13 protein-coding genes and 1 pseudogene are annotated in these 25,332 nt (G+C 74.5%); 5 read left to right on the forward strand and 9 right to left on the reverse strand.

Annotated features, from left to right (window positions below; translation table 11 throughout):
- Positions 1 to 329: 329 nt before the first annotated feature.
- Entirely contained in the window at positions 330 to 2,222 is a 1,893-nt protein-coding gene (locus VSR01_RS36170; protein ID WP_326453194.1) for a hypothetical protein, read from the forward strand.
- 65 nt (positions 2,223 to 2,287) lie between these two features.
- On the opposite strand, the pseudogene VSR01_RS36175 reads toward VSR01_RS36170, so the two are convergent.
- From VSR01_RS36175 to VSR01_RS36190, 4 genes and pseudogenes are all read right to left on the reverse strand, one after another.
- A pseudogene (locus VSR01_RS36175) lies at positions 2,288 to 4,332 on the reverse strand (phosphocholine-specific phospholipase C).
- 84 nt (positions 4,333 to 4,416) lie between these two features.
- Positions 4,417 to 5,883, reverse strand: a complete 1,467-nt coding sequence (locus tag VSR01_RS36180; protein WP_326453195.1) for an ASCH domain-containing protein — start codon at positions 5,881 to 5,883, stop codon at positions 4,417 to 4,419.
- Positions 5,884 to 5,888: 5 nt separating this feature from the next.
- Entirely contained in the window at positions 5,889 to 6,491 is a 603-nt protein-coding gene (locus VSR01_RS36185; protein WP_326453196.1) for an ATP-binding protein, read from the reverse strand.
- Entirely contained in the window at positions 6,488 to 7,309 is an 822-nt protein-coding gene (locus VSR01_RS36190) for a hypothetical protein (protein ID WP_326453197.1), read from the reverse strand. The genes VSR01_RS36185 and VSR01_RS36190 overlap by 4 nt, the downstream gene beginning before the upstream one ends.
- 733 nt (positions 7,310 to 8,042) lie before the next feature.
- Here VSR01_RS36190 and VSR01_RS36195 point away from each other — a divergent pair.
- The 4 genes from VSR01_RS36195 to VSR01_RS36210 all read left to right on the forward strand — a co-directional run bounded on the left by VSR01_RS36195 (position 8,043) and on the right by VSR01_RS36210 (position 15,059).
- On the forward strand, positions 8,043 to 11,666 hold the full coding sequence (locus VSR01_RS36195; protein WP_326453198.1) for a ricin-type beta-trefoil lectin domain protein: 3,624 nt from the start codon (positions 8,043 to 8,045) through the stop codon (positions 11,664 to 11,666).
- Positions 11,667 to 11,768: 102 nt separating this feature from the next.
- Complete coding sequence (locus tag VSR01_RS36200) at positions 11,769 to 13,157, forward strand: glycoside hydrolase family 76 protein (RefSeq protein ID WP_442785748.1); 1,389 nt, start codon at positions 11,769 to 11,771, stop codon at positions 13,155 to 13,157.
- A 99-nt stretch (positions 13,158 to 13,256) separates the two neighbouring features.
- Positions 13,257 to 13,397: a hypothetical protein gene (locus VSR01_RS36205; RefSeq protein WP_326453199.1), complete on the forward strand. Its 141-nt coding sequence runs from the start codon at positions 13,257 to 13,259 to the stop codon at positions 13,395 to 13,397.
- A gap of 111 nt (positions 13,398 to 13,508) precedes the next feature.
- A complete protein-coding gene (locus VSR01_RS36210; RefSeq protein WP_326453200.1) occupies positions 13,509 to 15,059 on the forward strand; it encodes a CehA/McbA family metallohydrolase in 1,551 nt (516 codons plus the stop codon).
- Between the two features lie 48 nt (positions 15,060 to 15,107).
- Here the strand turns inward: VSR01_RS36210 and VSR01_RS36215 are convergent, their stop codons facing one another.
- The 5 genes from VSR01_RS36215 to VSR01_RS36235 form a co-directional block, all read right to left on the reverse strand.
- Complete coding sequence (locus tag VSR01_RS36215) at positions 15,108 to 17,960, reverse strand: alpha-L-rhamnosidase-related protein (protein ID WP_326453201.1); 2,853 nt, start codon at positions 17,958 to 17,960, stop codon at positions 15,108 to 15,110.
- Between the two features lie 260 nt (positions 17,961 to 18,220).
- The gene (locus tag VSR01_RS36220; protein WP_326453202.1) at positions 18,221 to 18,709 is read right to left on the reverse strand and encodes a hypothetical protein; all 489 of its coding nucleotides are present in this window, start codon (positions 18,707 to 18,709) and stop codon (positions 18,221 to 18,223) included.
- Positions 18,710 to 18,968: 259 nt separating this feature from the next.
- Complete coding sequence (locus VSR01_RS36225; protein WP_326453203.1) at positions 18,969 to 19,283, reverse strand: acyl carrier protein; 315 nt, start codon at positions 19,281 to 19,283, stop codon at positions 18,969 to 18,971.
- Entirely contained in the window at positions 19,280 to 22,705 is a 3,426-nt protein-coding gene (locus tag VSR01_RS36230) for an SDR family NAD(P)-dependent oxidoreductase (protein WP_326453992.1), read from the reverse strand. The genes VSR01_RS36225 and VSR01_RS36230 overlap by 4 nt, the downstream gene beginning before the upstream one ends.
- Entirely contained in the window at positions 22,654 to 25,329 is a 2,676-nt protein-coding gene (locus tag VSR01_RS36235; RefSeq protein ID WP_326453204.1) for a condensation domain-containing protein, read from the reverse strand. Before VSR01_RS36235 ends, VSR01_RS36230 begins: the two co-directional genes overlap by 52 nt.
- Positions 25,330 to 25,332 lie beyond the last annotated feature (3 nt).

Consider the following 25,332-nt stretch of genomic DNA (forward strand, 5'->3'; position numbering starts at 1 on the left):
GCACGGCACCCGTGTCGACGCCCGCGTCGACGCCCGCGTCGACCCCCGCCCGGCACGTCGCACGTCCGTGCGGGACGTACGGGTCCCGCGGCCGGATAATGCGTGGGTGACGACGAGTTGGGTGCCGTATGCGGACGTGCGGGCGCGACCGTGGCTGGCCGCGGACGCGGGCCGGTGGGCGCGCGTACGGCTCGCCCGGTGGGCACTGCCCGCCGGCCCGGCGATCGCGCTGGTGGTGGCGGTGGCCGTGGCGGTCGCGTACGGGCCGCCGCCGGAGTGCACCGCCGCGGCACCGTGCCGCGAGCAGTGGACCGACACGGCCTGGCACGATGCTGTTCCTGCCGCATCTGGTGTGGCTGTTCGTGCTGCCCGAACTCGCCCTGGTCTCCGCGCCGCTGCTGCTGGCCTGGCTGGCGGAGCCCAGCGCCTGGGAGGGCGGCGCGGCGGTGCGGGTGACCGACGCGCTGGTGGTCGCCGCCCTGCTGTGGGGCTGGGCCGCGGTGCTGGCCCGGCTGCGGACGCGCCGCCGCCAGCGGCTGCTGGTCCTCGACGCAGCGGGCGGGCTCACCGCGGTCGCGCCGCGCCCGCGCGGCTTCCTGCCCTGGCGCCGCGGCCTGCTGCGCGCCGCGACCGGGCTGCTGCTGTGCGGCGCGGCCGTCTCCGTGCTGGCCGGGATCGTCGAGGACGGGCGGGCCGACGACCGGTCCGCGCGCACCGCCACCGCGCTGACCGCGGTCGTCGTCGGATACGACGAGAACGCCTCGGTGACCACGCTCCGGCTGCCGGACGGCACCCGGCGCAGCATCGGCACCCTCGGCCGGTACCGCAAGGGCGCCGCCGAGCGCGTGCTGATCGACGGCCCACGGCTTCGCCTGGCCGCCGAGCCGCACGGCGACCGCTCGGGCCGTGAGCTGTTCGGCCTGCTGCTGGCCGGGTGCGGCGTCACGTTCCTCGGTCTGTCGGCGACCGCCCGGCGCCGCACCCGCGCGCTGCTGCGCGGCGAGGTCCCCGTGCTGCGGGTGCTGGCGCACCGGGAGCACGTGCGCACCGAGGTCTTCCCCGCGGACGACCGCGAGGGCCTGCGGCCGGCCCTGCACTACCTGCCGCGCGGCATGGGCGGCCCGCTGACGCTGCGGCAGGGGCTGCTGTTCGGCGTGCCGCGCGAGGGCGGCGACGTCATCGTGGCGACCGCGACGGAGGCGGGGGAGTGGGTGGCGGAGATCAGCGCGACCGCGGTCCGGCGCGGCCGCTCGTGGCCGGTGCCGCCGGTCGCCTTCGGCGTGCCCTACGCCGGTCCGCGACCTCCTGGCGGCGCGGCGTTCCCGCCCGACGCCCCACGCCGCGGCGTCGGACGAAGGCGCGGCGGGACGCGCCGGGGCGGGCGCCGCGGACCGCGTGAGGAGCCGCCGGCCGACGGACCGCGTGAGCGCGCCCTCGGTGATCCGCTCGACGGTCCGGAGGACGGTCCGGAGGCGGAACTCCCGCGCGAGGACAGGCTGTTCGGCGGCGGGAGCTCTGGAAGTCCTGGGAGCCCCGGGAGTTTTGGGAGCCCCGGGAGCGGCGAGTTCGGCGACGGACCAGGACTGGGCGGACCGGGACTGGGCGGATCAGGACTGGGCGGACCAGGAACCGACGACCCGGGGGCCGGCGAACCCGGAACCGGCGGCCTCGGGAGCGACGACCGCCCGCACCCCCGGCTGCGCGCCCACCGCGCCGCCGCCGAGGCCCAGGTGGTCGCGGCCCTCGCGGCGCTGTCGGCGCGGCCCGTGGCGCCCGGGCCCGTCCGCTGGCACGCGGGCCCGCTGGCCCGTGGCGCCGCGCTGCTGATGGTGCTGTGCGGCGCGGCGGTGACCGCGCGGGCGCTGTCCGAGCCCTACCGGTGGAGCCTGCTCGGCCCGCTCTGCCTGGGCTGGTGGTTCCTGCTGGAGGTCTGCCGCAGACTCGCGGGATGGCGGCTGACCGCGCGTCCCGAGGGCCTGCGCTTCAGCGCCGTGTGGTGGCGCCACGACGTCGCCTGGGCCGACGTGACCGGCATCGAGTACACCGTGCACGGCGAACTCGTCGTCTCCCGCCGCGCGGGCCTGCCCGACCTGCGGCTCGCCGGCGTCGGCCTGCCCCGGCTCGAACGCGGTCTGCCCCGCCCCAGCGGGCCGGCCAGGGCCGCCGCCGAGGCCACCGCGATGCTCCGCACCCCGCCGCGCCGCCCCACCGACGACGGGTGAGGCGGCACGCCCTCGGTGCCGCGCCCGGCACGCGGGCGCGCAGCACACGCGGGCCCCGGCGGGCATCAACCGCTCACGCCGGCCTCGCCGTTCTCCAGCCGGCCGGTGAACCGCTGCGACCAGTCCGCCTCGCCGCTCGCGGTGATCGTGAAGTCGTACCAACCGCCGCTGTACGCCATCGCGTTGAAGTAGTCGGAGACGCTGCCGCCGGGCTGCACGGTGTACGTCCAGGGGCCGTCGGCGCGGTACGCGGCCGCCGTGACGGTGAAGGTGACCGCGGCGGGGCCCGCGTTGGCGAACGCGAACCACAGCGCGAGCTTCCCGGTGTTCGGCGCGGCGGCGTAGGACGCGGTGACCCTCCAGTCCTTGCCGGCCTTCGTCGCGTCGCCGGTGAAACGCCGCAGGAAGCGGTTGGGCCCGATCACCGACAGGTCGTACGGCCCGCCGCCGTACCCCGTGCCGCAGTTGAAGAAGTCCCTCGCCGTGCCGCCCGCGTCCAGCGTGTACTGCCACGGTCCGCCGCCGCGGTGGGCGTTGGCGTACGCGGCCAGGTGCGTGGCCGAGGTGGCCGGCGCGCCCTGGTTGGCCATGTCGATCCACGCCAGGATCTGACCGCCCGAACCGAACGTGAACGGGGCGAGGTTGGCGTTCGGCTGGTAGGGCAGCGCCCGGGCCGGGCGGGTGCCGGACTCCTGCTGCGGCAGCCTGTTGTCCACCGGCGCGGGATTGGGCAGCGGCGCGCAGGTCGCCTCGCCGATCACCGCGCTGGTGTCGGGCAGCGGCGGCAGCCCGTAGACGGGGTGGGCGAAGTCGAACATGCCGGTCAGGTCGCCGCACACCTTGCGCCGCCACGCCGAGATGGAAGGGCACGTCGCGGGCGTGCCGAGGGCCGCGGTCCAGCGTTCCAGGAAGCGCAGCACCGACGTGTGGTCGCTGACCTCGGAACTGACCCAACCGCCGCGCGACCAGGGCGAGACGGCGATCAGCGGCACCCGCACGCCCAGGCCGATGTTGGTCCCGCCGTAGAACTCGTCGGCGGTGCCGGCCGGGGCCACCGGCGGCGGCACGTGGTCGAAGAAGCCGTCGTTCTCGTCGTAGTTGAGGAACAGCACGGTGGAGTCGAACACCTCGGGCGACGCGGCGAGCGCGTCGATCACCATGTGCACGAAGTGCGCGCCGTCCTGCGGCGTGGCGTAGGGGTGTTCGGACGAGCCCTCGTCGGAGACCACCCACGACACCTGCGGCAGCGTGCCCGCGAGCGCGTCGGCGCGGATCGCCGCGGCGATGTCGTCCGGGGTGCGGCCGGTCGTCCTCGGCACCGACCCCATGCCCTTGACCGCCAGGGCGCTGCCCGCGGGCGCCGAGCTGAACCGGGTGAAGTACGCCAGGCCGTTGTCGCCGAAGTTGTCCGCGGCGTTCTGGTAGACCTTCCAGCTGACCCCGGCCGCCTCCAGCGCCTCGGCGTAGGTCTGCCAGCGCAGCCCCGACTCGTCGCCGCCGTCGCTCGCCGGGCCGCCCGCGGAGCCCGCCGGGTCGATCATGCCGCTCCACAGATAGGTGCGGTTGGGCCCGGTCGCGCTGAGGATCGAGCAGAAGTAGGCGTCGCAGACGGTCCAGTTGTCCGCGAGCGCGTAGTGGAACGGGATGTCGTCGCGGGTGAGGTGGCCGAGGGTGCGCACATTGCCCTTGGCCGCGACCCAGCCGTCCATCCTGCCGCCGTTCCACGCGGCGTGCTGATCGCTCCAGCCGTGCGCGAGGTCGCCGTTGCACTGCGCCAGCCGCTCGGGGTCCGCGCCGCCGGCCGGCTTCGTGGCGCTGAACTGCCACGGGTACTGCCGCCCCGAGCCGTCGGGCTGGTCGAACACGCTGTGCCCGCCGGCCAGCAGGATGCCGCTGCGGTCGGCGAAGCCGCGCACGCCGCGCAGCATCCCGAAGTAGTGGTCGAAGCTGCGGTTCTCCTGCATCAGCACCACGACGTGCCGCACGTCCGCGATCGTGCCGGTGGTGGCGGCATGCGCGGCGCCGGCCGCCCCGGCAGCGCCTCCAGCCCGAGCGCGGCCCCCGCCGCGACGGCGGAGCCGAGGAAGGTACGGCGGGTCACAGGGGTCATGGGGGGATCTCCCGGAGTGCGACGGGTGGACGACGGGGTCAGTTCGGCGGCGAGGCCATGCCTGCGCCATGTGCGGGCCGCTTCTCAGAGCACGCGGGGCGGACCCACGAGTTCGATGCCGAGGGCGACGACTCCCAGGGCTTCCCGCTCGGGCGGGTAGATCTGGCGGATGTTGGCGAGTTGCTCCTCGCGGGTGGCGAGCGGATTGACCGAGGCGACCTCCTCGTGGTCGAACATCTCGTCGAAGCTCTCGTAACGCGCGACCCGTGTCACCCGTGTGAGGACATGGTCACCCTGGCAGTGGAACCGGATCAGCGAACCCTGCCTGATCTTACGGCGGCTGGAGTCGTTGACCCGGATCTCGGTCGTCTTGCGTCCGGTGGCGATCAGGTCGAAGTAACGCTTGTAGATGCCCATTTCGTGCGCGCGGATGACGGGTTCAGTGGGACGAGCTGCCATGATGCGGCCGAGTTCCTTGACGGTGAATGAGCGGAAGAAGTGCTTGGGATCGGTGAGCAGCTCGCCCACCATCCAGACCAGTGAGTCCACATAGTGGTCGACTGTTCCGGGCCACGCCACGGTGTCCAGCATCCATGGCTCGACGTCGGCTGGGAGGGCCCCTGATCCCCTCTCGCGTAGCAGGGATTTGGAGAGCTTGGCTCCGGTCGGAGCGAGGACCTGGGGAGTGAAGACCCGGACGGGCGCCCGCGCGGGCGGCGTGTCGAGCGCGGCGAGCGCCCCGTCGACCAACTGACAGCCGAAGACCCAGTCGCCACCCTTCATCATGATGTGCAGGGTGTCCGGGTCGCGCCCGAGCGCACGCTCCTTGACCAGATTTCGGTAGAGCGTCGCCAGGTCGAGGTACGGCTTATCGTCCTCAGGGTCTATGTGGGTGCGGTAGGGGCCGTGATCGAGGCATACGGCGTTGAAAGTCGCACCGTCCTCGTCGAGCCGCGTAAGCCTCGTCCGATCGGCGCGTTTCTCAGCCCAGCCGCACTCAGGACATGGAATCCGGACATGCACCACGCCGTGCGAGGGAGCCATCCACCAGCGGATGTCCTCCAACCGCTCCAGGGTCCGCAGGAATTCGGCGCGGAACCCCGGAGATGCCTGCTGGTCGGTGTAGGTCTCAACCCAGTAATCGATGTCCGTCGCCTGAGACAGCGACGCGAAGAACGCCTGGTAGTACCTCTCGATCAGCTCGCTGATCCGGTCCTTGCCCAGGGCGTGGAAATACGTCTGCTGGTAGGCGGTGTGCGTCTCGGGGTCGAGCACCACATCGTGCGGGGCGTTGTCGAGCGCACTGAACCGTACGACGGTGTCGATGGAGAACTCCCGGCGGGCGGCCTTCGCCAGCAGAAAAGCCGCGGTCTGGACCAGATTGGTGCCCAGGTGCGGTGCGCCGTTGATCTGGGTGCCCACGACGAATTCGAGTCGAGACGGGCGTGTGGCCAGGACACGCGGACGCAGGATGTCGATCGATCGCAGCAGTGCGTTGGCCAGAACGCTGTTGGGGGAGGTCAGTAACGACCGCTTTCCGTTACGGCTCAACGAGATCACGCTCCTCGGCTGGGCTTGGGCAGGCGCAGGTTGGCGCAGATGAAGTCGAGCCGGGCCGACGCGGAGTCGGGAGCGACGAACACCGGCTCGTAACCGGCGTCGTAGTAGCCCTGCACGATCAGCTCGTGGACGCGGCGGATCTCTCGGTCCTTCGCCCATACGATGTCGTCCGGGTCCTCGAACGTGTCGAGCGGGTCGAGCACGAAGACCGCGTCGTAGCGGTGGCGCCGGGTCGCCTCCTCCAACTGCGGAGTCGGCCGAAGCCCGAAGAAGCCCTCCCATCCATAGCCGTCCGGGATGCCTCTGTTGTAAAAGCGGACCCCGTGCCGATGCGCGCTGTACTCCGCGATGAAGGCTTCGAGCACCTCCAGCGAGTAGGCGCGCCGGTCCTCCTTCCGCAGATGGCGTCCGAGCCGCTCCCGGTGCCTGCGGTAGATCTCCCGGCCGGGCTCCTCGACCATGCACGGGATCTCGGCTCTGTGCACGGCCTCCAAGAGGTCGTCCTTGCCCGATGAGGGGCCTCCGGTGATGACGTAGCGGCGTGGATCGCCGGTCGAGGCGGCGCGCAGGGCGGCGGTCAGGGCCGGGTTCGTGGTCACGGCAGTGGTCCGTTCTCTACGTGGGAGCTCGTCTGCGCTCCGGGAGGCGGCGTGGTGTGAGAGCGTGAGTCGGAGGCGGACCGTGTCAGGAAGCCCTGGACCCAGGCGGTGCCCACGGTTGTGTCCGCGTGCAGTGAGGCGACGAACCGTTCCCGGTCCGCATCGCCGCTGGCGGCCTCCGTCAACAGGGACACCTGCGTGTCCGTCAAACGAGGTACCCATCCGGCCAGGGCGACCCACTCGTCTGGCGAGGCGTTGAGGTCGGGGTCGAAGGCGATGGCGCAGTCGATCGCCTGGGCGCGCGCTGCCGACCAGCGCCATGCTGCCGTCACCGCCGCGCGCACCACGTCCGCCCGTGCGGCGTCCAGGCTGATCAGCCGCTCGACGGCGAGGAGTTCGGCGCGGGCGGCGTAGATCGCCGACCACAACCGGCTGAGCTGCTCCTCGCGTTCGGCGACCTCCCAGGCGAACGGGTCGGCCTGGACGGGCTGCCGGCCTCCGGACGGAGCCAGCCTGGGGGCGATCAGCGGCGAGCGGGTGAAGCGCTCGGCGTCCGCTACCAGCTCCCATGCGATCCGCTCGACCAGCCGCGGTTCGACCCGTTTGCGGAAGTGGTGGACCTCGTGGCCGGCCTGCACAGCGGCCAGGTCCCTCCGCACGGTCAGAGTCTGGCCCGGCTCGGCAGGTGGCAGGCCGAACAGCGCTCGGGCAGCTGTGGCGTACCTGCTGTCGGGGTAGCGCGCCAGCAGTCCGCGCAAGGTGCCGTCCAGGGCCGCGGTCCGGCTGGCGTCGTCGGTGGGGTCTGCGGCTCGTGCCACGATCCCGCGAAGGTCGAGGAGGACGGAACCGGCGGCGGTTCCGGTGACCGGCAGACCGCGCCGGAGCAACCCCCCGAGCGCCGCGACCACTTGGTCTGTCGCTGGGCTTTTTGTGGGCATGCTCGAGTGAAGCACAATGCCCAGGGAAAGCCCAGTCCTCTTCGCGTGGTCTGTCCGGTCCGACCCCGTGGTGTGCGCCGGGTGTCGTGGGCCGTGCGCTCCCCGGTTGCGCGAACCGGCCGGACCGGCCGGCCTCTCGGAAGTCTCGGTGTGCCCCCGGCCGCTGGCGCAGCCCCCTCGCCCCGTGGGACCCTCGGGTCCCATGAGCCGGACGAGCCCGTTCGCCCCACTCACTTGACGTGAACGCGTCTTACGTCGACACTCCATCTGCCAGTGAGAGCGCTCTCATGTGCGGGTTTCGAGAGGCCCACCGCCCGGACCCGGCATCCCTTTGGCCCCCCACCGAAGAAGGGACACCGCACCCGATGCGCAACTCCCCCCACGCGCGCGCCCGCCACGCCCCGGTCCCGGTCCCCGGGGACCGGGACCGCCGTCGCCCCCGGCCGGCGACGGCCGCCCGCAGCAGGTCGCGCTGATTCTCGGCCCGTTCACCTGATCACGCGCTCCCCGCGTCCGAGCTCCGGGTCGGTGCGGCCGAAGAGCCGGCCAGGACGTGGAGACCGCCCGCGGCCCCAGACAACGTTGTCGCATCACGCCTCGGAGGTAACCCCCCATGCATGTGCGCCCCCCGCGCGGCACACCCCGACGCGCCGCCGGCACGCCGGGCACGTCCGGCGCCCCAGGCACGCCCGCCCCGACCGCCCCCGTCCCGGGCCGCCGCGCCGCCCGCCGGCTGCTGCGCCGCGCCGCGGTCGCCGCCGGCGGCAGCCTCGCGCTGCTCGGCGGCCTCGTCGTCTCCGGCGTGGCCGGCGCGCCCGCGGCGCACGCCGCGAACGGCGCGGCGGTCACCGACGGCAGCGCCCGCTTCGAAGTGCTCACGCCGACCCTGATCCGGCTGGAGTACGCCGGCGACGGCGCGTTCCAGGACGCCGCCACCTTCAACGCGGTCAACCGCTCCTTCAGCCCGCCGTCGTACACCACGGACGTGACCTCCGACGGCTACCGCGAGATCAAGACCAGCGCGCTGACCCTGCGCTGGAAGGAGGGCAGCGGACCCTTCACCGCCTCCAACACCACCGTGACGATGACCTCCACGGGCGTGCAGGCCAAGCCGGCGTTCCCGTCGTACTGCGCGGTCGGCACCGCCTGCGAGGGCGAGGACGCGCTGTTCAGCGGGCGGGCCGCGGTGGCCTACGACCACACCGGCTACACCGGCACCGGCTTCGTGGCCGGCGACGAGGCCACCGGCAGCGGCATCACCCAGGACGTCTCGCAGGTCCCCTCGACCGGCAGCTACCGGCTGCAGGTCCGCTACTCCAACGCGGCCGGCGGCACCGGCACCCTGTCCACCAGGGTCAACGGCGCGGCCGGCCCGCAGCTGAGCCTTCCCGCCACCTCCTCCTGGGAGACCTGGTCCACCGCCTCGGTCACCGTCCAGCTGACCGCCGGCACCGACACGCTGAACCTGGTGCAGAACGCCGGCGACACCGGCAGGGTGAACATCGACAGCATCGCCGTCACCCCGACCTCCACCACCTCCTACCCGGCCGCGCAGACCGCCCTGGCCACCACCGGCTACGGCGCCGGGCCCACCGACACCCTCGGCGGCTGGTCGCGCACCCTGGACAACCCCAGGACGCTGCCGGTGCCCGAGCACCCCGGCATCCTGGACCGGCACGGCTGGTACCTGCTGGACGACTCCCGCACCGCGCTGCTCAGCACGAACCACACCGTCACCGACCGGCCCTCGCACGGCGGACAGCCGTACCAGGACGGCTACTTCTTCGGTTACGGCCAGGACTACAAACAGGGCCTGAGCGACCTCAACGCCCTCACCGGCCCCGCCGACCTGCTGCCGCAGTCCGCCTACGGCGTCTGGTACTCGCGCTACTACGCCTACAGCACCGCCGACTACGAGAACACGCTGCTGCCCGCCTTCCGCAGCACCCGCACCCCCGTCGACTGGCTGGTGGTCGACACCGACTGGAAGTCGCCCAGCCAGTGGAACGGCTGGAACTGGAACTCCTCGCTCTTCGCCGACCCGCAGTCCTTCCTCGGCTGGACCAAGCAGCAGGGCCTGTCGGTGGCGATGAACATCCACCCGAGCATCAACGGCGACGACCCGAAGTTCGCCACCGCCAACAGCCAGGCCGGCGGCCTGACCGTCGACAGCGGCAACACCTACCGCTTCGACTGGTCCAACCCCGCCCAGCTCGCCGCCTACCTCAACCTGCACCAGTCCTTCGAGCAGCAGGGCGTACGCGAGTGGTGGCTGGACTACTGCGGCGGCTGCGGCGGTTCGACCGCCTCCGACAGCCATGTGGCGCCCGACAACCTGATCAACCAGGCGTACGCCGACGACGCCACCGCCAAGGGCCTGCGCGGCTTCTCCTTCGCCCGGCTCGGCGGCTCGGAACAGGGCGGCGACGACAGCAACTACCCCCTCGGCCCCTGGTCGGAGCGGCGCACCACGATGCAGTTCACCGGCGACACCCCGGCGACCTGGGACATGCTGAACTTCGAGGTGCGCTTCACCGCCGACGAGGCCGCGGCCGGCCTGTCCAACGTCAGCCACGACATCGGCAGCTTCCACGGCAACCACCTGGCCGACGACCTGTACGTGCGCTGGATGCAGTTCGGCGCCTTCCAGCCGATCGACCGGATGCACTCCGACCACGGCGACCGGCTGCCCTGGAACTACACCGGCACCGCGCAGACCGCCGCCGAACAGGCGCTGCGGCTGCGCGAGTCGCTGGTGCCGTACACCTACACCCTGGCCCGGCAGGCGAACACCACCGGTGTGCCGATCGTGCGGCCGCTGTACCTGGACTACCCGGCGCAGGACGCGGCGTACACCGCGAAGAACGAGTACCTGTACGGCGACGACGTGCTGGTGGCGCCGATCACCACGCCCGACGACTCCTCCGGCAACGGCTCCACGTCGGTGTGGGTGCCGCCGGGCACCTGGACCGACTACTACACCGGGACCAGCTACACCGGCCCCTCGACCGTGACCATCACCGACCCGCTCACCCAGATGCCGGTGCTCATCAGGTCCGGCGGCATCCTCACCACCCGCAGCGACTACACCGACAACGCGAGCAAGCCGCTGACCGCGCTCACCGTCAACGTCGCGGCCGGCGGCAACGGTTCGTTCTCGCTGTACTCCGACGCGGGCGAGGGCGCCGGCTACACCTCCGGCCAGTCCGCGACCGAGCCGCTGTCCTGGAACGACTCCTCACACACCCTCACCATCGGCGCACAGAGCGGCAGTTGGTCCGGCGCGCCGACCAGCAGGGCGTACACCCTGCGGCTGTCGAACTCCGCCGCGCCCACCGCCGTCTCGGTCGACGGCGTGCAGGTGCCGGAGACCGACTGGTCGTGGAACGCCAACCGGCGCACCGTGACCGTCACCACCGCGTCGCTGCCGCTGAACGCCGCGCACACCGTGACCCTCAGCGGCAGCGCCACCGCCAACCCCTCCGCCGGCGAGGTGATCGGCGTCGGCGGCACCTGCCTGGACGTCGCGAACGGCGCCACCGCCGACGGCACCGCGCTGCAGCTGTGGGGCTGCAACCACACCTCCGCCCAGCAGTTCGCGCTGCAGAGCGACAACACCCTGCGCACGCTGGGCAAGTGCGTCACCGCCGGCGGCGGCACCGCCAACGGCGCCTCCGTGGTGCTCTCCACCTGCACCGGCGCCGGCGCGCAGGGCTGGACCCACCGCGCCGACGGCAGCCTGCTCAACCCCGCGTCCGGGCGCTGCCTGGACGTGCCGAACGGCACCACCACGCCCGGCGCGGTCCAACTGCAGCTGTACGACTGCAACTCCACCGCCGCGCAGAGCTGGAAGCTGCCGCCCGGCCCGGTCGGCGGGCCCGGCGGGCTGTGCGTGGACGTCGCCAACGCCGACCCGGCCACGCCCGGAACGCTCCAGCTGTGGTCCTGCAACGGCAGCGACGCCCAGCGCTGGTCGGCGCCCGGCGACGGCTCGCTGCGCACCTTCGGCAAATGCCTGGACGTGTCCGGCGGCGCCACCGCCAACAGCACGCCGGTGCAGCTGTGGGACTGCAACGGCACCGCCGCGCAGGTCTGGACCAGCCGCTCCGACGGCACCCTGTACAACCCGCAGTCCGGGCGCTGCCTGGACGACAGCGGCAACCACCAGCAGCAGGGCGACGCCCTCCAGATCTACGACTGCAACGGCACCACCGCCCAGATCTTCCGCCTGGGCTGAGAGGAGACCCGCGTGAACGTCCTGCACCGTCTGGCGGCCACGAGGCCGCTGAAAACCGTGACCTCGGTGGTCGCCGTGCTGGCGGCCGTGGCCTCGGTCGCGGTGTCCGTCGAGCTGGGCACGGGCTCCCCGGCCGCCGCGGCGACGAGCATCTGCAACAAGTACTGCGACGCGCACGACCCGTCGACCAGTCCGGGCGACCGCGTCCCGGTCACCAGCACCCTGTTCGGCCGCACCTTCAAGCTGCACCTGGACGACTCCGACGCCATGGGCTGGGCGTCGGTGGAGAACGGCAGCCCGGGCGACGAGGTGTGGCTGGACCGGTCGTTCGACGGCGGGAAGACGTGGTCCGACGGCAGCAAGCTCGGCGACACCACCATCCCGTCCGGCTCCACCGGCTGGCGCACCCTGATGTACAACAACGACGACTGGAACAACGTCGGCGTGGGCGCGCTGCGCGCCTGCGGCAAGGCCGGCGACCGCTCCGACATCACCTGCACCGCGTGGGCCCGCACAACCTGGAACGCCGCCGACCGGCGCAGGGCCGCGGCGACCGCGCTGATGATGTCCTACGACCGCGGCAGCAAGCTGTTCGGCGGCAACGGCTGGTGGACCTCGGCGAACGCGCTGACCGCGATCATCGACAACGTCCGCGACACCGGGATGCCCAGCTACACCTACGCGATCAGCCAGACCTACAACGCGCAACTGGGCGCGCAGGAGGGCAACTTCACCAACGACTACCTGGACGACACCGGCTGGTGGGGGCTCGCCTGGGTGGACGCCTACGACCTGACCGGCGACAGCCGCTACCTGAACACCGCCCGCGCGGACGCCGACCACATGCAGGCGTACTGGGACGGCACCTGCGGCGGCGGCGTGTGGTGGAGCGAGGCCCGCGGCTACAAGAACGCCATCACCAACGAGCTGTTCCTCCAGCTCAACGCCGCGCTGCACAACCGGATCAGCGGCGACTCGGTGTACCTGGGCCGGGCCACGGCCGAGTGGAACTGGTTCCGGGGCAGCGGCATGATCAACGGCAGCAACATGATCAACGACGGCCTGACCAGCTCCTGCGCCAACAACGGCCAGCAGACCTGGACGTACAACCAGGGCGTGGTCCTCGGCGGCCTGACCGAGCTGTACAAGGCCACCGGCGACTCCGGGCTGCTCACCACCGCGCGCACCCTGGCCAACGCCTCCAGCGTGAACCTGACCTCCGGCGGGGTGCTGCGCGAGCCCGGCGAGGGCGACAGCTGCACCGGCGACGGCCCCAGCTTCAAGGGCGCGTACGTGCGCGGGCTGGGCAAGCTCAACACCCAGCTGTCCGACCACCCCTACTCCGGCGCCCTGACCACCTGGGCCAACTCCGCCTACGCGCACGACCGCAACGCCCTCGACCAGTACGGCCCGCACTGGGCCGGCGGCAGCGGCACCAGCGACTACGGCTGCCAGCAGAGCGTCGTGGACCTCCTCAACGCGGCCGACTGACCACCGCACGGCCCTCGCGACGGTCGGCGCCCTCGCGCCGACCGCCGCGGCGGCGGCCCCGAACCCGTCACCACGCTCCGCACCGGCCGCAACGGCACCATGGCCGACCCCGACGACGAGGGCCACTCCGGCTGGCGGATCGACCAGATCGCCGGCACCGCCGACGGCACCCGCGTCCAGCTGTGGACCTGCAACGGCACCGGCGCAGCAGTGGACGGGCCTGCACACGCCCTGACCTGACCTGACCTGACCTGACCTGACCGGGCCGGGCCGGTCGGAAGACGCCTGGGCGCAGCCTGCTGCTCGGTGATTCGCCACGCGCCCGTCACCGCGGAGAGGGACGGTGGAACCATGGACCGACGCGACGTACTGAAGTTCTCCGCCCTCGCGGGCGCCACGGGCGTGCTCACGCTCGCCCCCGTCGACTTCGCCTCCGCGCGCGAGCCCGGCGACGCCGCGTCCGGCGCCGCCGCGGGCTCCACCGCAGGGGACGGCGAGGTGCGCACCCAGGTGGTCACCGGCCACCTGCCGCAGGGAGTCGCCGACTTCGTGTACCTGCCGGTGCGGGTGCCGCGCGGCGTACGGCAGATCGCGGTGTCGTACAGCTACGACCGGCCCGCGGTGCCCGCCGGCACCCTCGGCAACGCCTGCGACATCGGCATCTTCGACCAGCGCGGCACGGACCTGGCGACCCACGGCTTCCGCGGCTGGTCCGGCGGCGCCCGTACCGACTTCGCGATCAGCGCGCAGGACGCCACCCCCGGCTATCTGCCCGGACCGGTCGAGGCCGGCACCTGGCACGTCGTCCTCGGCCCATACACCGTCGCCCCGCAGGGCCTGGACTACTCGGTCACCGTCTCGCTCACCATGGGCGAGCGCGGCCCGGCCTTCACCCCGCAGTACCCGCCGGTGCGGGCGGCCGGCCGCGGCCGGGCCTGGTACCGCGGCGACTGCCACCTGCACACCGTGCACTCCGACGGCAAGCGCACCGTCGAGCAGCTCGCCGCCCTCGCCAGGGCGGCCGGCCTGGACTTCATCAACTCCAGCGACCACAACACCGACTCGGCGCACGCCCACCTCGGGCCGCTGGCCGGCGACGACCTGCTGATCCTCACCGGCGAGGAGATCACCACCCGCAACGGCCACTACCTGGCCATCGGCCTGGACGCCGGACAGTGGATCGACTGGCGCTACCGCGAGCGCGACGACGTCTTCGGCCGCTTCGCCCGGCAGATCCGGCGGGCCGGCGGCATCGTGGTCCCCGCCCACCCCTACGGCACCAGCCTCGCCAGCCAGTGGAAGTTCGGCTACGACGACGTGGACGCCGTCGAGGTGTGGAACGGCCCCTGGACCGCCGACGACGAGGCGTCCCTGCTCACCTGGGACAACCTCCTCACCGGCGCCGCCCGGCGCGGCGACGGCCACTGGATCCCGGCGATGGGCAACTCCGACGCCCACCGCGACCCCGACGTGGTCGGACTGCCGCAGACCGTCGTGCTGGCCGACGACCTGGACCGCGCCTCGCTCCAGGCCGGCATCAAGGCCGGCACCTCCTGGATCGCCGAGTCCTCCGCCGTCCAGCTGTCGCTGACCGCCACCGGGCCGCGCGGCGAGCACGCCGGCATCGGCGAGCGCCTGGCCACCGCGCCCGACGCGCTCGTGACGGTACGGCTGGAGGTCAGCGGCGTGCCCGCCGACGCGGTCGTGCGGCTGCTCACCGACGAGGGCCAGACCGTCGGCGTGCCGCTGCCCGCGTCCGGGGTGCTGGAGTGGACCACCTCGGCCCAGGTCTCCGCCTACGTGCGGGCCGAGGTCCGCCACCCGGCCCCCGCCGGCGGCGCGCCCGGCCGGCCCGGTCCCGCCGCGGCGATCACCAACCCGATCTGGCTGGGCCGCGCCTGACCGCACCCCTCGGGCGCGGCCGGGCGCGGCACCCCGCGGGTCAGGGCGTCACGGCGTCAGCTCCGCGACGCGGGAGAACGCGCCGTTCTGCGCCTGCGAGGCGGTGACGACCACCCGCACCCGGTCGGTCGCCACCGGATCGGCGAACGGCACCCAACGGGCGGTCGCGCTGTTGCCGGTGACCTGGGCGCGCGTGGTCCAGGCCGTGCCGTCCCAGGTCTGCACGGAGAAGTCGGTGGGCACGCCGTCCACCATCGACGCGAAGCCGACGCCGCGCAGCGTCACCGGCGACGGCGCGGCGACCTCCAGGGTGTCCGGGTACGCCCCGGAGGTGTCGTCGTTCCAGAAGGTGGCGAGGTCGCCGTCGATGGCGTTCGCCGCGCCGTAGGTGCGGGTCTCGCCGTTGTAGACGTTCGGCGCGTGGGCGCTGGACGCGGACGCCGTCGTGCCCTGCGGCCAGGCGCCGAAGACCAGCACGGAGGCGTCCGTGTGCGCGCTCGCCCGGCCGGCCGTCGCGGTCAGCGTCAGCGTCCGCGGGCCGCCGGCGGCGTCCGCCGGCGCGTGCACGGTCACCGGGACCACGGTCCTGGCCGGACCGCTGCGCGCGTCGAGGGTGAACGGGGCCGGGTCCGCGGTCCACCCGGCGGGCGGCCGGGCGCTGACGCTGCCGTGCACGACGCTGTCGCCGGACGCGCTGACCGTCACCGGCACGGTGACCGACCGCCCGGCCCGCACCGGCGGGCCGGCCGCGGAGGTCACGGTCGCGCCGAGCGTGGTCGCCACCCGGCCCAGCGCGCGAGAGGAGACCGCCGCCCGGGCCGGCAGCCCGGTCAGGACCACATAGCCGTCCTCGACGTGCGCGCCGTAGCTCCCGGCCCCGCCGACGGCGCGGCCGGCGCGGCCGTTCCACACCTCGTGGCCGTTCACGCTGACCGCGGTGGCGGCGCCGAAGGCGGGCACGTCCACCTCGGCGACCGCCCGGGCCTGCGCGGCCACCTGCTCGGTGAAGGTGCGGCGGTCCGCGTCGTGCCGCCAGGACACCGTGACGTCGCCCAGCGGCGTCCGCAACGAGCCCTGCGCGAAGGCGAGATCACCGGTCTGCGGCCTGATCGCGTACCGGCCGGTGACCGTGGTCGGGCTGATGCCGAGCACGTGGAAGGTCAGCGCGGAGGTCGGGCCGGTGGCCCAGCCGTGCGCCGCGCTCATGTACGCGCCGCCGTAGCCGAACCGGCCGTCGGCCAGGTACCCCTCCCAGAAGGTGCTGCCGGTGCCGAGCGGCGAGTCGAGCATGTACCCCCACTCGCGGCGCATCAGGTCGAGCGCCTGCTCGGTGTCGCCCGCCGCGAGGTGCGCCTGCAACTCCATGGAGCCGGGGAACGTGGCGATCTCGGAGTTCTTCTCCGGCGTGGTGGCGCCGTAGGCGTTCCAGTTGGTGGTGAGCGCGGCGCTGACCCGGGCGGCGCGGTCGGCCGGCGCCAGACCGAACCACACGGCGGCCGAGTTGCCGTCCTGCGGGTGCAGGTCGCTGGTCGGGTTGTCGCGGTACTGCCCGGCCGCGTCGTCCCACAGCAGCGCGTTCACCCCGGACCTGACCGCCTCGGCCGCGGTCCGCCAGGCGCTGGCCGACGCCGGGTCGTGCTCGACGCCGGCGAGTGCGGCGCCGGTGGTCAGTGCCTGGTAGAACAGCGCGTTGGCTTCGAGGTTCTCCCCGCCCTGGCCGCCGCGGGCCCAGTCGGCGGTGCCGGTGACGTTCATCAGCCCGTCCTGCCCGACCTTGGCGAGGCTGAAGGCCAACGCCTGCTTGTATCGGGCCCATTCACCGGTCAGCCACGCCGTGTCGTGGGTGTACTGGTAGTAGTTCGCGGTCCCGATCAGGGTCCACAGGTGGTAGGTGTCCGAGCCGTAGAAGTTCACCTGCGGTCCCGCGAAGGGGAGTTCGCCGTCGGCCGCCTGGTGCTGGTAGAGCGTGGTGAGCGCGTTGCGGGTCGGCGTGAGGTCGCCCAGCGAGGCGTACTCGGTGGGCACCGACACCCCGAGGTCGCCCGGCCAGACCGTGCGGTCGCGCTTGGCGCCGTCCACCAGCACGCTGTCGCCGACCCCGACCGTCGCGGAGTCGTCCCAGCCCTGGGCCGGCGGCCCCCACACGCGGCCCGAGGTCGGGGCGATGGTGTTGGTCTGCACGGTGTACGCGCCCGCGTACCAGATCCGGTTGAGCAGCGGGTCGCTGGAGTAGAAGTAGTTGGCGTAGTCGCGCAGGTCGGCCATGGTCGGCGCGAAGGTGACGGCGAGCGTGACCGCGTCCAGCGTGACGGGCGTGTCGGAGGCCGCGAAGAGGGTCAGGTAGCGGAAGCCGCCGCGCAGTTGGGCCGGAGCGGCGGTCCAGATCGCGCCGGGCGTCAGGTCGGCGAGAAGGGCACCGTCGCTTCCGCCGCCGCCGTTGCTGGCGTCGCTGGTCGTGCCGATGTACTGCGAGGACTCGCTGAACGCCAGGCCCACCCGGGCCGGCCGGGCGGCGGCCGGCATGCGCAGGCTCACCAGGCCGCCGACCTCCTCGCCGAAGTCCAGCGTGACCGACGCCCCGTTGCCGCGCAGCGTGGCGGATCCGCCGCGCGGCAGCGCGGCGGCGTCGTCCACGGCGCCGGTGGTGCGGGTGACCCGCACGGGCGTGACGGTGCGGGAGGCCGGCGAGAGGTTGTAGGCGTCCCAGGGACGGGCCGCGCCGGGACCGGCGGCCGGCGCGGCCTGGGCTCCGGCGGCCTCGGCCGCCGCGGCGGGCAGGACCGCTGCGGGCAGGACTGCGGCGGCCAGTCCCGCGGCGACGGCGCGGACGACGAAGCCCCGCAGTCCGGGGAGATGAGGGGTCGGGCGCCGGGTGCGGCGCGGGCGCGGGGCAGCGGCCATCGGAACTCCTGAATGAATCGTTTCATTCTTGAAGGGCCTGCGCACTATACGAGCGGCTTTCGACGCTAGTCAACGGAGAGGACGCGATGGCCGCGACGTTTCAATCACCTGACGCGGTGACACCCGCGTGGGCATGCGGGACGAAAGGCGCGCGGCGCGCGGGGGACGAAAGGCGCGCGAGGCATGGGTGAGGCGCGCGGTGAGGCGTGTGGCGCGCGGTGAGGCGCGCGGAGGGCGGACGGGGCGCCGTCCGCCGGGTCTCAGACGCGGGGCCGGGCGCGGCGGGTGGCGCCGTGCGGCCAGATGACCTCCACCGGGGTGCCGCGTCCGCGCGCGAACGCCACCAGGTGGGCGGTGGCGTCCCGGCTGTCGGAGGGGGAGCCGTCCCAGACCGCGACCACCTGGCGGCAGGAGGCGATCAGCCGCTCGTCGGCGGTGATGCACGCGTGCCGGTCCGCCGGGTCGTACGGCAGCAGTTTCACCTGCTCGGCCAGCAGCAGGAGTTCGCCGGCCGCGGCGCGGTCGGACCGGGGGAGCGGCACCGGCACCGCGTCCTGCCCGGGCAGCAGCAGCGTCAGCCGCCGGCCGGCCTGCCGCAGGGCCCGCCCGAACGCCAGCGGCAGTCCCGCGCCGACGCGCACCACCCCGGCCGCGCCCTGCGCCAGGCGGTCCAACCTGGCCCGCAGCTCGGCTTCCAGCAGTTCCAGCGTCGCCGGGGTCAGGTCCGCGGGCCCCACGACAGCGATCATGCTCTGCTCCGTTCTGCGCCGTCCGTATCCGTATCCGTCGCCGTCCGTCCGGACGCCCCGCGCGGACCCCGGCCGGTCCGCGCCGAAGCGCGTCGGCCCGGGGGGCGGCGCGTCCGACCGTACGCCCCCTTCCCTCCCCACCCGGGCGGGGCGTCAATCAGGGAATCGGCGTGGAAATGAGGGTAGCCAAACCTTCCTTCGCCGACGAGCACCGGTCGGCGCGCGGCGCGCGGGTCCGGGCGCGGGGCCGGCGCGGGGCTCAGCGTGACCGCTCGGCGGTCGCGCGCAACCGGCGGCCGGCCCGGGCCCGGCCGCGGCCGCCGGCCGGGGACTCCTGCGCGGAGGAGCCGCCGTCCGCGGCGGACGGGCCGTCCGCGGGCGCCAGGGCCCTCGCCAGGGCGGCCAGTGTGGGCCGGCGGAAGAGGTCGGCCATCGCCAGCCGGCGGCCCAGGCGCGCCTGGAGCAGCCCGTGCACGCGGGTGACCTCCAACGACCCGCCGCCGAGGTCGAAGAAGCCGGCGTCCCGGGTGATGTCGGCGACGCCCAGCACCTCCGCCCACACCTCGGCGATCACGCTCTCCAGCCCCGGCCGCGGCCGGCTCCGCCGGCGCCGGCGGCTTCCGCGCGGGCGCCGAACCTCCCCGCGGCCAGCGCGTCCCTGTCCACCTCCCCGCCGGCCGCGTCCACCGGCAGCGCGTCGACCACGACATGCCGTACCACGTGCGGCACGCCGAACCGGTCGCACCCCTCCGCCCCGTCCGCCGGCGCGCAGACCTCCCCATAGACGGTCAACTCCGGTGCGGACAGCGGTGCGTCGGCGCACTGCGAGGCGATCCACGGCCGCGCGGGATCGAGCCCCAGGAGCTGGTGCGGCGCGGCGCGGCCCAGCGCCACGGCGAGCGAGGCGAGCGCCTGCTCCGGCGCCAGCACCCGGTAACCGCGGTCCCGTGTCAGCCGCTTGAGCGGATAGCCGGCGCTCATACCGGTCTCGTCCCACATGCTCCACGCCAGGCTGTACGCGCGCATGTCGCACTCCAGCCGCTGGTGGACGGCGAGTTCGTCCAGATACGCGTTGGCCGCCGCGTAACCGCCCACCGACGCGCCGCCGAACAGGCCGTTGACCGAGGAGAACGAGACGAAGAGCAACCCGGGCCGCTCGCGCAGCAACTCGTGCAGCACCCGCGCGCCGTCCGCCTTGACCGCCAGGTCCTCGTCCAGCTCCTGTGCGGAACAGGCGTCCAGCGACGCCTCCCGGTAGCTCCCCGCCAGGTGCAGCACCCCGTCCAGCGCGGCGCCCCAGCGGTCCTCCGCGTCGCGCAGCACGCGGCGCATCGCCGCCATGTCGCGCACATCGGCGGTCACATGGGTGACCGCGTGCGCGAACCGCCCGTCGTCGACCCGCGTTCCGGCCGGTCCCCGGGCAACGCACACCACGTCGGCGCCGTACGCGCCGGCCAACTCCGCGGCCACCAGCCGTCCCACACCGCCGGAACCGCCGGTCACCAGGTAGCGGCCGCCGCGCCGGAACCCGCCGCCGGACGGACCCGCGTTCCCGGCTCCCGTACCGGCCGCGACCGCCGTGGCCGCGCGGTCGGGCGCGTCGACCGGAGCCAGCGCGCGGACCAGGCGCCGACCGGCGCGGTGGGCGACCGCGTGGTCCCGTGGCAGTCGCGTGACCTCCGCCGCCAGCAGCGCCGCGTCCGACGCGAGGTCCCCGGGCGGCAGGTCGATGTGGGCCACCCGCGTCCCCGGCCGCTCGTGGCCGAGCGAGGCCGTCAACGCGTCCAGCGGCGCCCGCTCCTGCGCGGGCGGGTCCGCCGCGGACACCCGCCGGGCATGGCTGGTGACGACGTACACCGCCGCCGCGTCGCGCACCGCGCGGGCGAGCCCGAGCAGGCCGTGCCGCTCGGCCCGCGCCTCCCGCGGCCCCGGGCCCGTCGTCCCTCCGTACGCCCGCAGGTCCACCACGACGCGTCCGGCGGCGCCCGCGACCGCGCCCGGTACGCCGCCGACCGGGTCGGGGTCCGCGGTCGTACCGCCTCCCGGGCTGGGCGGGTCGTGCCGGGTCGCGGTGGAGCCCTTCGGACCCGAGGGACGTCCCCCGGTCCGCGGACCGGGCGCCGCGTACGCCTCCGGATCGGCGGTCTCGACGCGGTGGCCGCCCTCGGTCAGCGTGCGGGCCAGCACCGCGGCCAGGCCGTACCGGTCGGGGATCAGCAGGACCGGCCCGGCAGCCGCGGTCGGGGCCGGGGCCGGGGCCGGGAGTGGCGGCAGCGTGCGGGGGAGCCAGACCGGGCGGTGGAAGTGGCCGGGAACCGTCGTCGTGCGCTCGCGCCCGCCCGGGACGCGGCCCGCGAAGCCGCCCGCCTCGAAGCGGGTGCGCAGCGCCGCGCGCCGGATCTTGCCGATCTCCGTCTTCGGGATCTCCTCCCGCTCCACCACGACGACGTGCCGGGCGCTGACGCCGACGCCCTCGCGTACCGCCGCCCGCACCCTGCGGACCGCCTCCGCGGGTTCCGCGGCGCCGCGCGGGTGGAAGAACACGGCCAGCTCGTCGCCGGCCGCCCCGGCCGGGCGCACCGCCACTGCAGCGGTGAACGACGGCTCGACGCAGTCCAGTTGCTCGACCACCGCCTCGATCTCATGGCTGTGGTGGTTGACGCCGCCCAGGATCACCACGTCCTTGGCCCGGCCGGTCAGGGTCAGCCGGCCGTCGCTGATCCGGCCGAGGTCGCCGGTGTCGAACCAGCCGTCCGCGGTGAACGCCGCGGCGTTCTGCTCCGGCGCGGCGTCGTAGCCGGTGGTGACGGTGGCGCCGCGCACCTGGAGCCGGCCGGTCTCGCCCTCGGCCAGCACCCGGGGCCCGGCCGCCGCGCCGCCGAAGCCGTCTCGGCCGCCGCCGGGCGCGGAGTCCCGTTCCATGGCGCCCTGTTCAACGGCGTCCCGCTGCCGCGTGTCCTGGTCCGTCGCGACGATGCGGATCGCGGTTCCCGGCAGCGGGACGCCCACGTCGACGAACGCGTCGCCGTCCGAGGTGGAGTGCAGCCGGAACCGGTCGGAGTACGTCATCGCCGACGACGTCTCCGACATCCCCCAGGCCGGGCGCATCGCGTCGGCGGGCAGCCCGTACGGCGCGAGGACCTCCAGCCAGCGCCGCGCGACGCGGGGGACGATCGCCTCGCCCGCGTTCATCACGAACCGCAGCCGCGACAGGTCCCACCCACGGGCGCGCGTGGGCAGTTCGGCGGCGCGGTCGGCGACCAGGCCGAAGGCGAAGTTGGGCGCCCATGTGGTGGTGGCCCGCATTTCGTGCGCCAACTCCGGCCAGCGCAACGGGTCCTGGAGCACCCAGCGGGTCGGCGCGTGCACCTGGCGGCAGCCGAGGAAGACGTCGCGCAGGTGGAACATCACCACGCCGCCCACATGGTCAAGCGGCAGCCAGTTGACCGAGACGTCGTCGCCGCGCAGGCCGTTGGCGGCGGCCGTCGCCGCCGAGCGCGCCAGGACGTTGCGGTGGCGCAGCACCACGGCCTTCGGGCGGCCGGTGCTGCCCGAGGTGAGCATCAGCAGCACCGGGTCGTCCGGCCGGGCCCGGTGCGGCTCGGCGCACCTCGCCGCGGCGGTCAACTCGTCGGCGCCGACCGCCCGCAGACCGCTCAGGCCGCGCGCGGCGGCCGACGCGCGAAGGCCCGCCACGCGCGCCGCGTCCGCCACGACCACCGGCTCGCCGAGCGTCCGCCACGCTCCGTACAGCCGCTCGGTCTGCGCGTCCTCACCCCCGGAGTCGGCCGGAACGGCCAGCGGCGCGGCCACCAGGCCGCCGAGCAGGCACGCCCACAGCACGGTCAGGAAGCCCGCGTGCTCGTCGAGTTGCAGCAGCACCCGGTCGCCGGCCCGCAGGCCGAGCCCGCGCAGCCCGGTGAGCGTGCGCAGCGCCCGCTCCCTCAACTCGCCGTACCCCAGCCGGGTCCGCGCCCCCGAGTCGTCCACCAGCACGATGTCGCCGTTCCCGGACCGCGCGGCCCGCAGCAGGGCCTCGCCGAGGGTGCGGACCCCGGGCGGCGTCGCGGGACCGCCGTCCACCAGCGCGGCCGGCCGCGCCGGACCACCGCCCGAGGACGCGGGCGCGCCCTCCGCGTCGTCTGGCCCGGTGCGCGGGACCGGTGCGGGCGTCTCGGCCGCGGCGGCGGGCGGGGCGGGCACCTGGACGAGGGCCGGCGGGGAGGCGGCGGCGCGGCCGGCAGGACGGCGAGGCGACGCCCGGGCGCGGCACGGCGCAGGCGCTCCTCCAGCCGCGCCGCCTCGGCGGCGTCCGCGACGGGCACGCGCAGCAGCGCGGGAACGTCGACCTCGCCGCGCGCGGTGAGCGGCAGTCGGCCGACCGGGACGACCGTCCCGCGCACCGGCAGCAGACGCTGCAGCGCCGCCGGGTCGAGGGGCCCGGCCGGCACGGCGTAGACGACGAGCTCGACGCTGCCGGGGCGGCGCCGGCCCGCGGCCGGCGTGTCGTCCGCGGGGGTGAGGGCGGGGCCGGGCGTGGAGCCGGGCGCGGGCTCGCGCGCAGAGCCCGGTGCGAGGCCGCAGGCGGGTTCGGGCGCGGTCTGCGATGCGGATACGGGCGCGGGCTCCGGTGCCGGCCCGTTCGTGGGCTCGTCCGCTGGATCGGACGTGGTTCCGGGCGCGGGCTCCGGCGTCGGCTTCGGTGTGGCTCCCGGCACGTGCTCCGGCGCCTGCTCGTCCGCGAACTCGTCCGCGAACTCGGTCGCCCGCCGGGTCGCCGGCCGAGACGCGGCGTCGGAGGCCGTCCCGCCAGAGGCGCGCGCCGGTTCGCTCCCGCGCGACACGTCCGCGTCCACCGCGCCGGCGCGCGGGACCGTACGGCGCGGGACCACCGCCACGTCGGCCAGTGTGGGGGCGGCCCGCAGCAGCGCCTCCTCGACCTCGGCCGGGCGCACGTCCGTGCCGTCGACGGTGACCAGGGCGGGGACCCGGCCGTCCGGCCCCACCGCGTTGAGGAGCCGGATCTCTCCGCCGGGTACGAGGACGCCGCGGCGGCCGGTCGCGGCGCCGTCCGCGGTGACGACGTCCGCCGGGACGCCCTCGGGCGGCACGCCCCCGCCCGCGTCGCGCAGCATCCAACCGGACCCGGACCCGGACCCGGACCCGGACCCGGACCCGGCTCGCATCGCGGCGCGCAGACGCCGCTCCTCGTGCTCCGGCCGCAGCGGCAGCGCGTCGACGCGGCGCGCGGGATCGGCGACGACGGACTCCACCAGGGCGGTGTAGTGGGCGGCGAGGCGCTCCGCCGTGGCGCGGTCGAAGAGGTCGGTGTCGAAGACGAGTGAGCCGTGCAGGCGGTCCGGGTGCTCCCAGACGTGGAGTTCGAGGTCGAAGCGGGTGGACTCCTCCTCGTCGTCCACGCGCTGGACGTCGAGCCCGCCCAGTTCGAGCCGCTGGTCGGCGAAGTTCTGCAACGCGAACAGGACGTGGAACAGCGGGTTGCCGCCGTCGTCGCCGGAGGCGCCCAGCGCGCGCACGATGCCGTCCACCGGCGTGTCCTGATGCGCCTGGACGTCGAGCGCCGCCGACCGCACGTCCGCGAGCAGCGCGCTGAAGGGCGCGTCGCCCGCCACGTCGAAGGCGACCGGCAGGGTGTTGACGAACAGGCCCATGAGCGCAGCGAGTTGGGGGTTGTCGCGGTTGGCGAGCAGCGTGCCCACCACGATCCGCAGGCCGGCGCCGTAGCGGTGCAGCAGCGCTCCCCACGCGGCGAGCAGCGTCATGTGCGGCGACGCTCCGTGCCGCCTGGCCAGTTCGCGCAGCGCACGGGCGGTCGGGCCGGGCAGGTCGAAGTCGACCCGGGCGCCGCGGAAGGAGGGGGTGGCGGGGCGCGGCCGGTCGAAGGGCAGCGCCAGCGGGGCGGGCCGCCCGCCGAGCACCCGCCGCCAGTGCGCGAAGCGGTCGGCGAGCACCTCCGGCGTGAGCGTCGCGCGCTGCCACTCGGCGTAGTCGGCGTACTGGACCTCCAGCGCGGCGAGGCCGGCCGGCCGGGCGGCGCCCCCGGGCACGCCCGGACCGTCGGGGCCCGCCGGGTGCGCCGGATAACCTCCGCCGTCCGCCCGGTAGTACGCGTCGAGTTCGGCGACCAGCAGTCCCAACGACCAGCCGTCGGTGGCGATGTGGTGCAGGCACAGCACCAACAGGTGGTCGCCGGGGCCCAGCCGGATCAGCCGTGCGCGCAGCGGTGGTGCGGCCGCGAGGTCGAAGGGCGCCCGGACCGTCGCGCGCACCGCCGCACGGACCCGCGGGTCGGCCATGACCGGCTCGGCCGGCGGCGTGTCGTACCCGTCCGTCTGCCAGGCGAGCGGGAGCGTGTCGTGGACGAACTGCCGCGGTGCGCCGTCCGGCCCGTCTCCGTAGGTGGTGCGCAGAATCTCCTGACGATCCGTCACACCGGCGAGCGCGCGGGCGAGTCGGGCCGCGTCGAGATCACCGCGCAGCCGGAGCAGCAGCGGCACGTTGTACGTCGGGTTTCCGGGGTCCATCCGGTGGAAGAACCACATGCGCTCCTGGCCGAAGGAGACCGGGAACTCCAGCGGTCCGCGTGTCGCGTCGGCCATAGC

The sequence above is a fragment of the Actinacidiphila sp. DG2A-62 genome, assembly GCF_035825295.1.
Classification (GTDB): domain Bacteria; phylum Actinomycetota; class Actinomycetes; order Streptomycetales; family Streptomycetaceae; genus Actinacidiphila.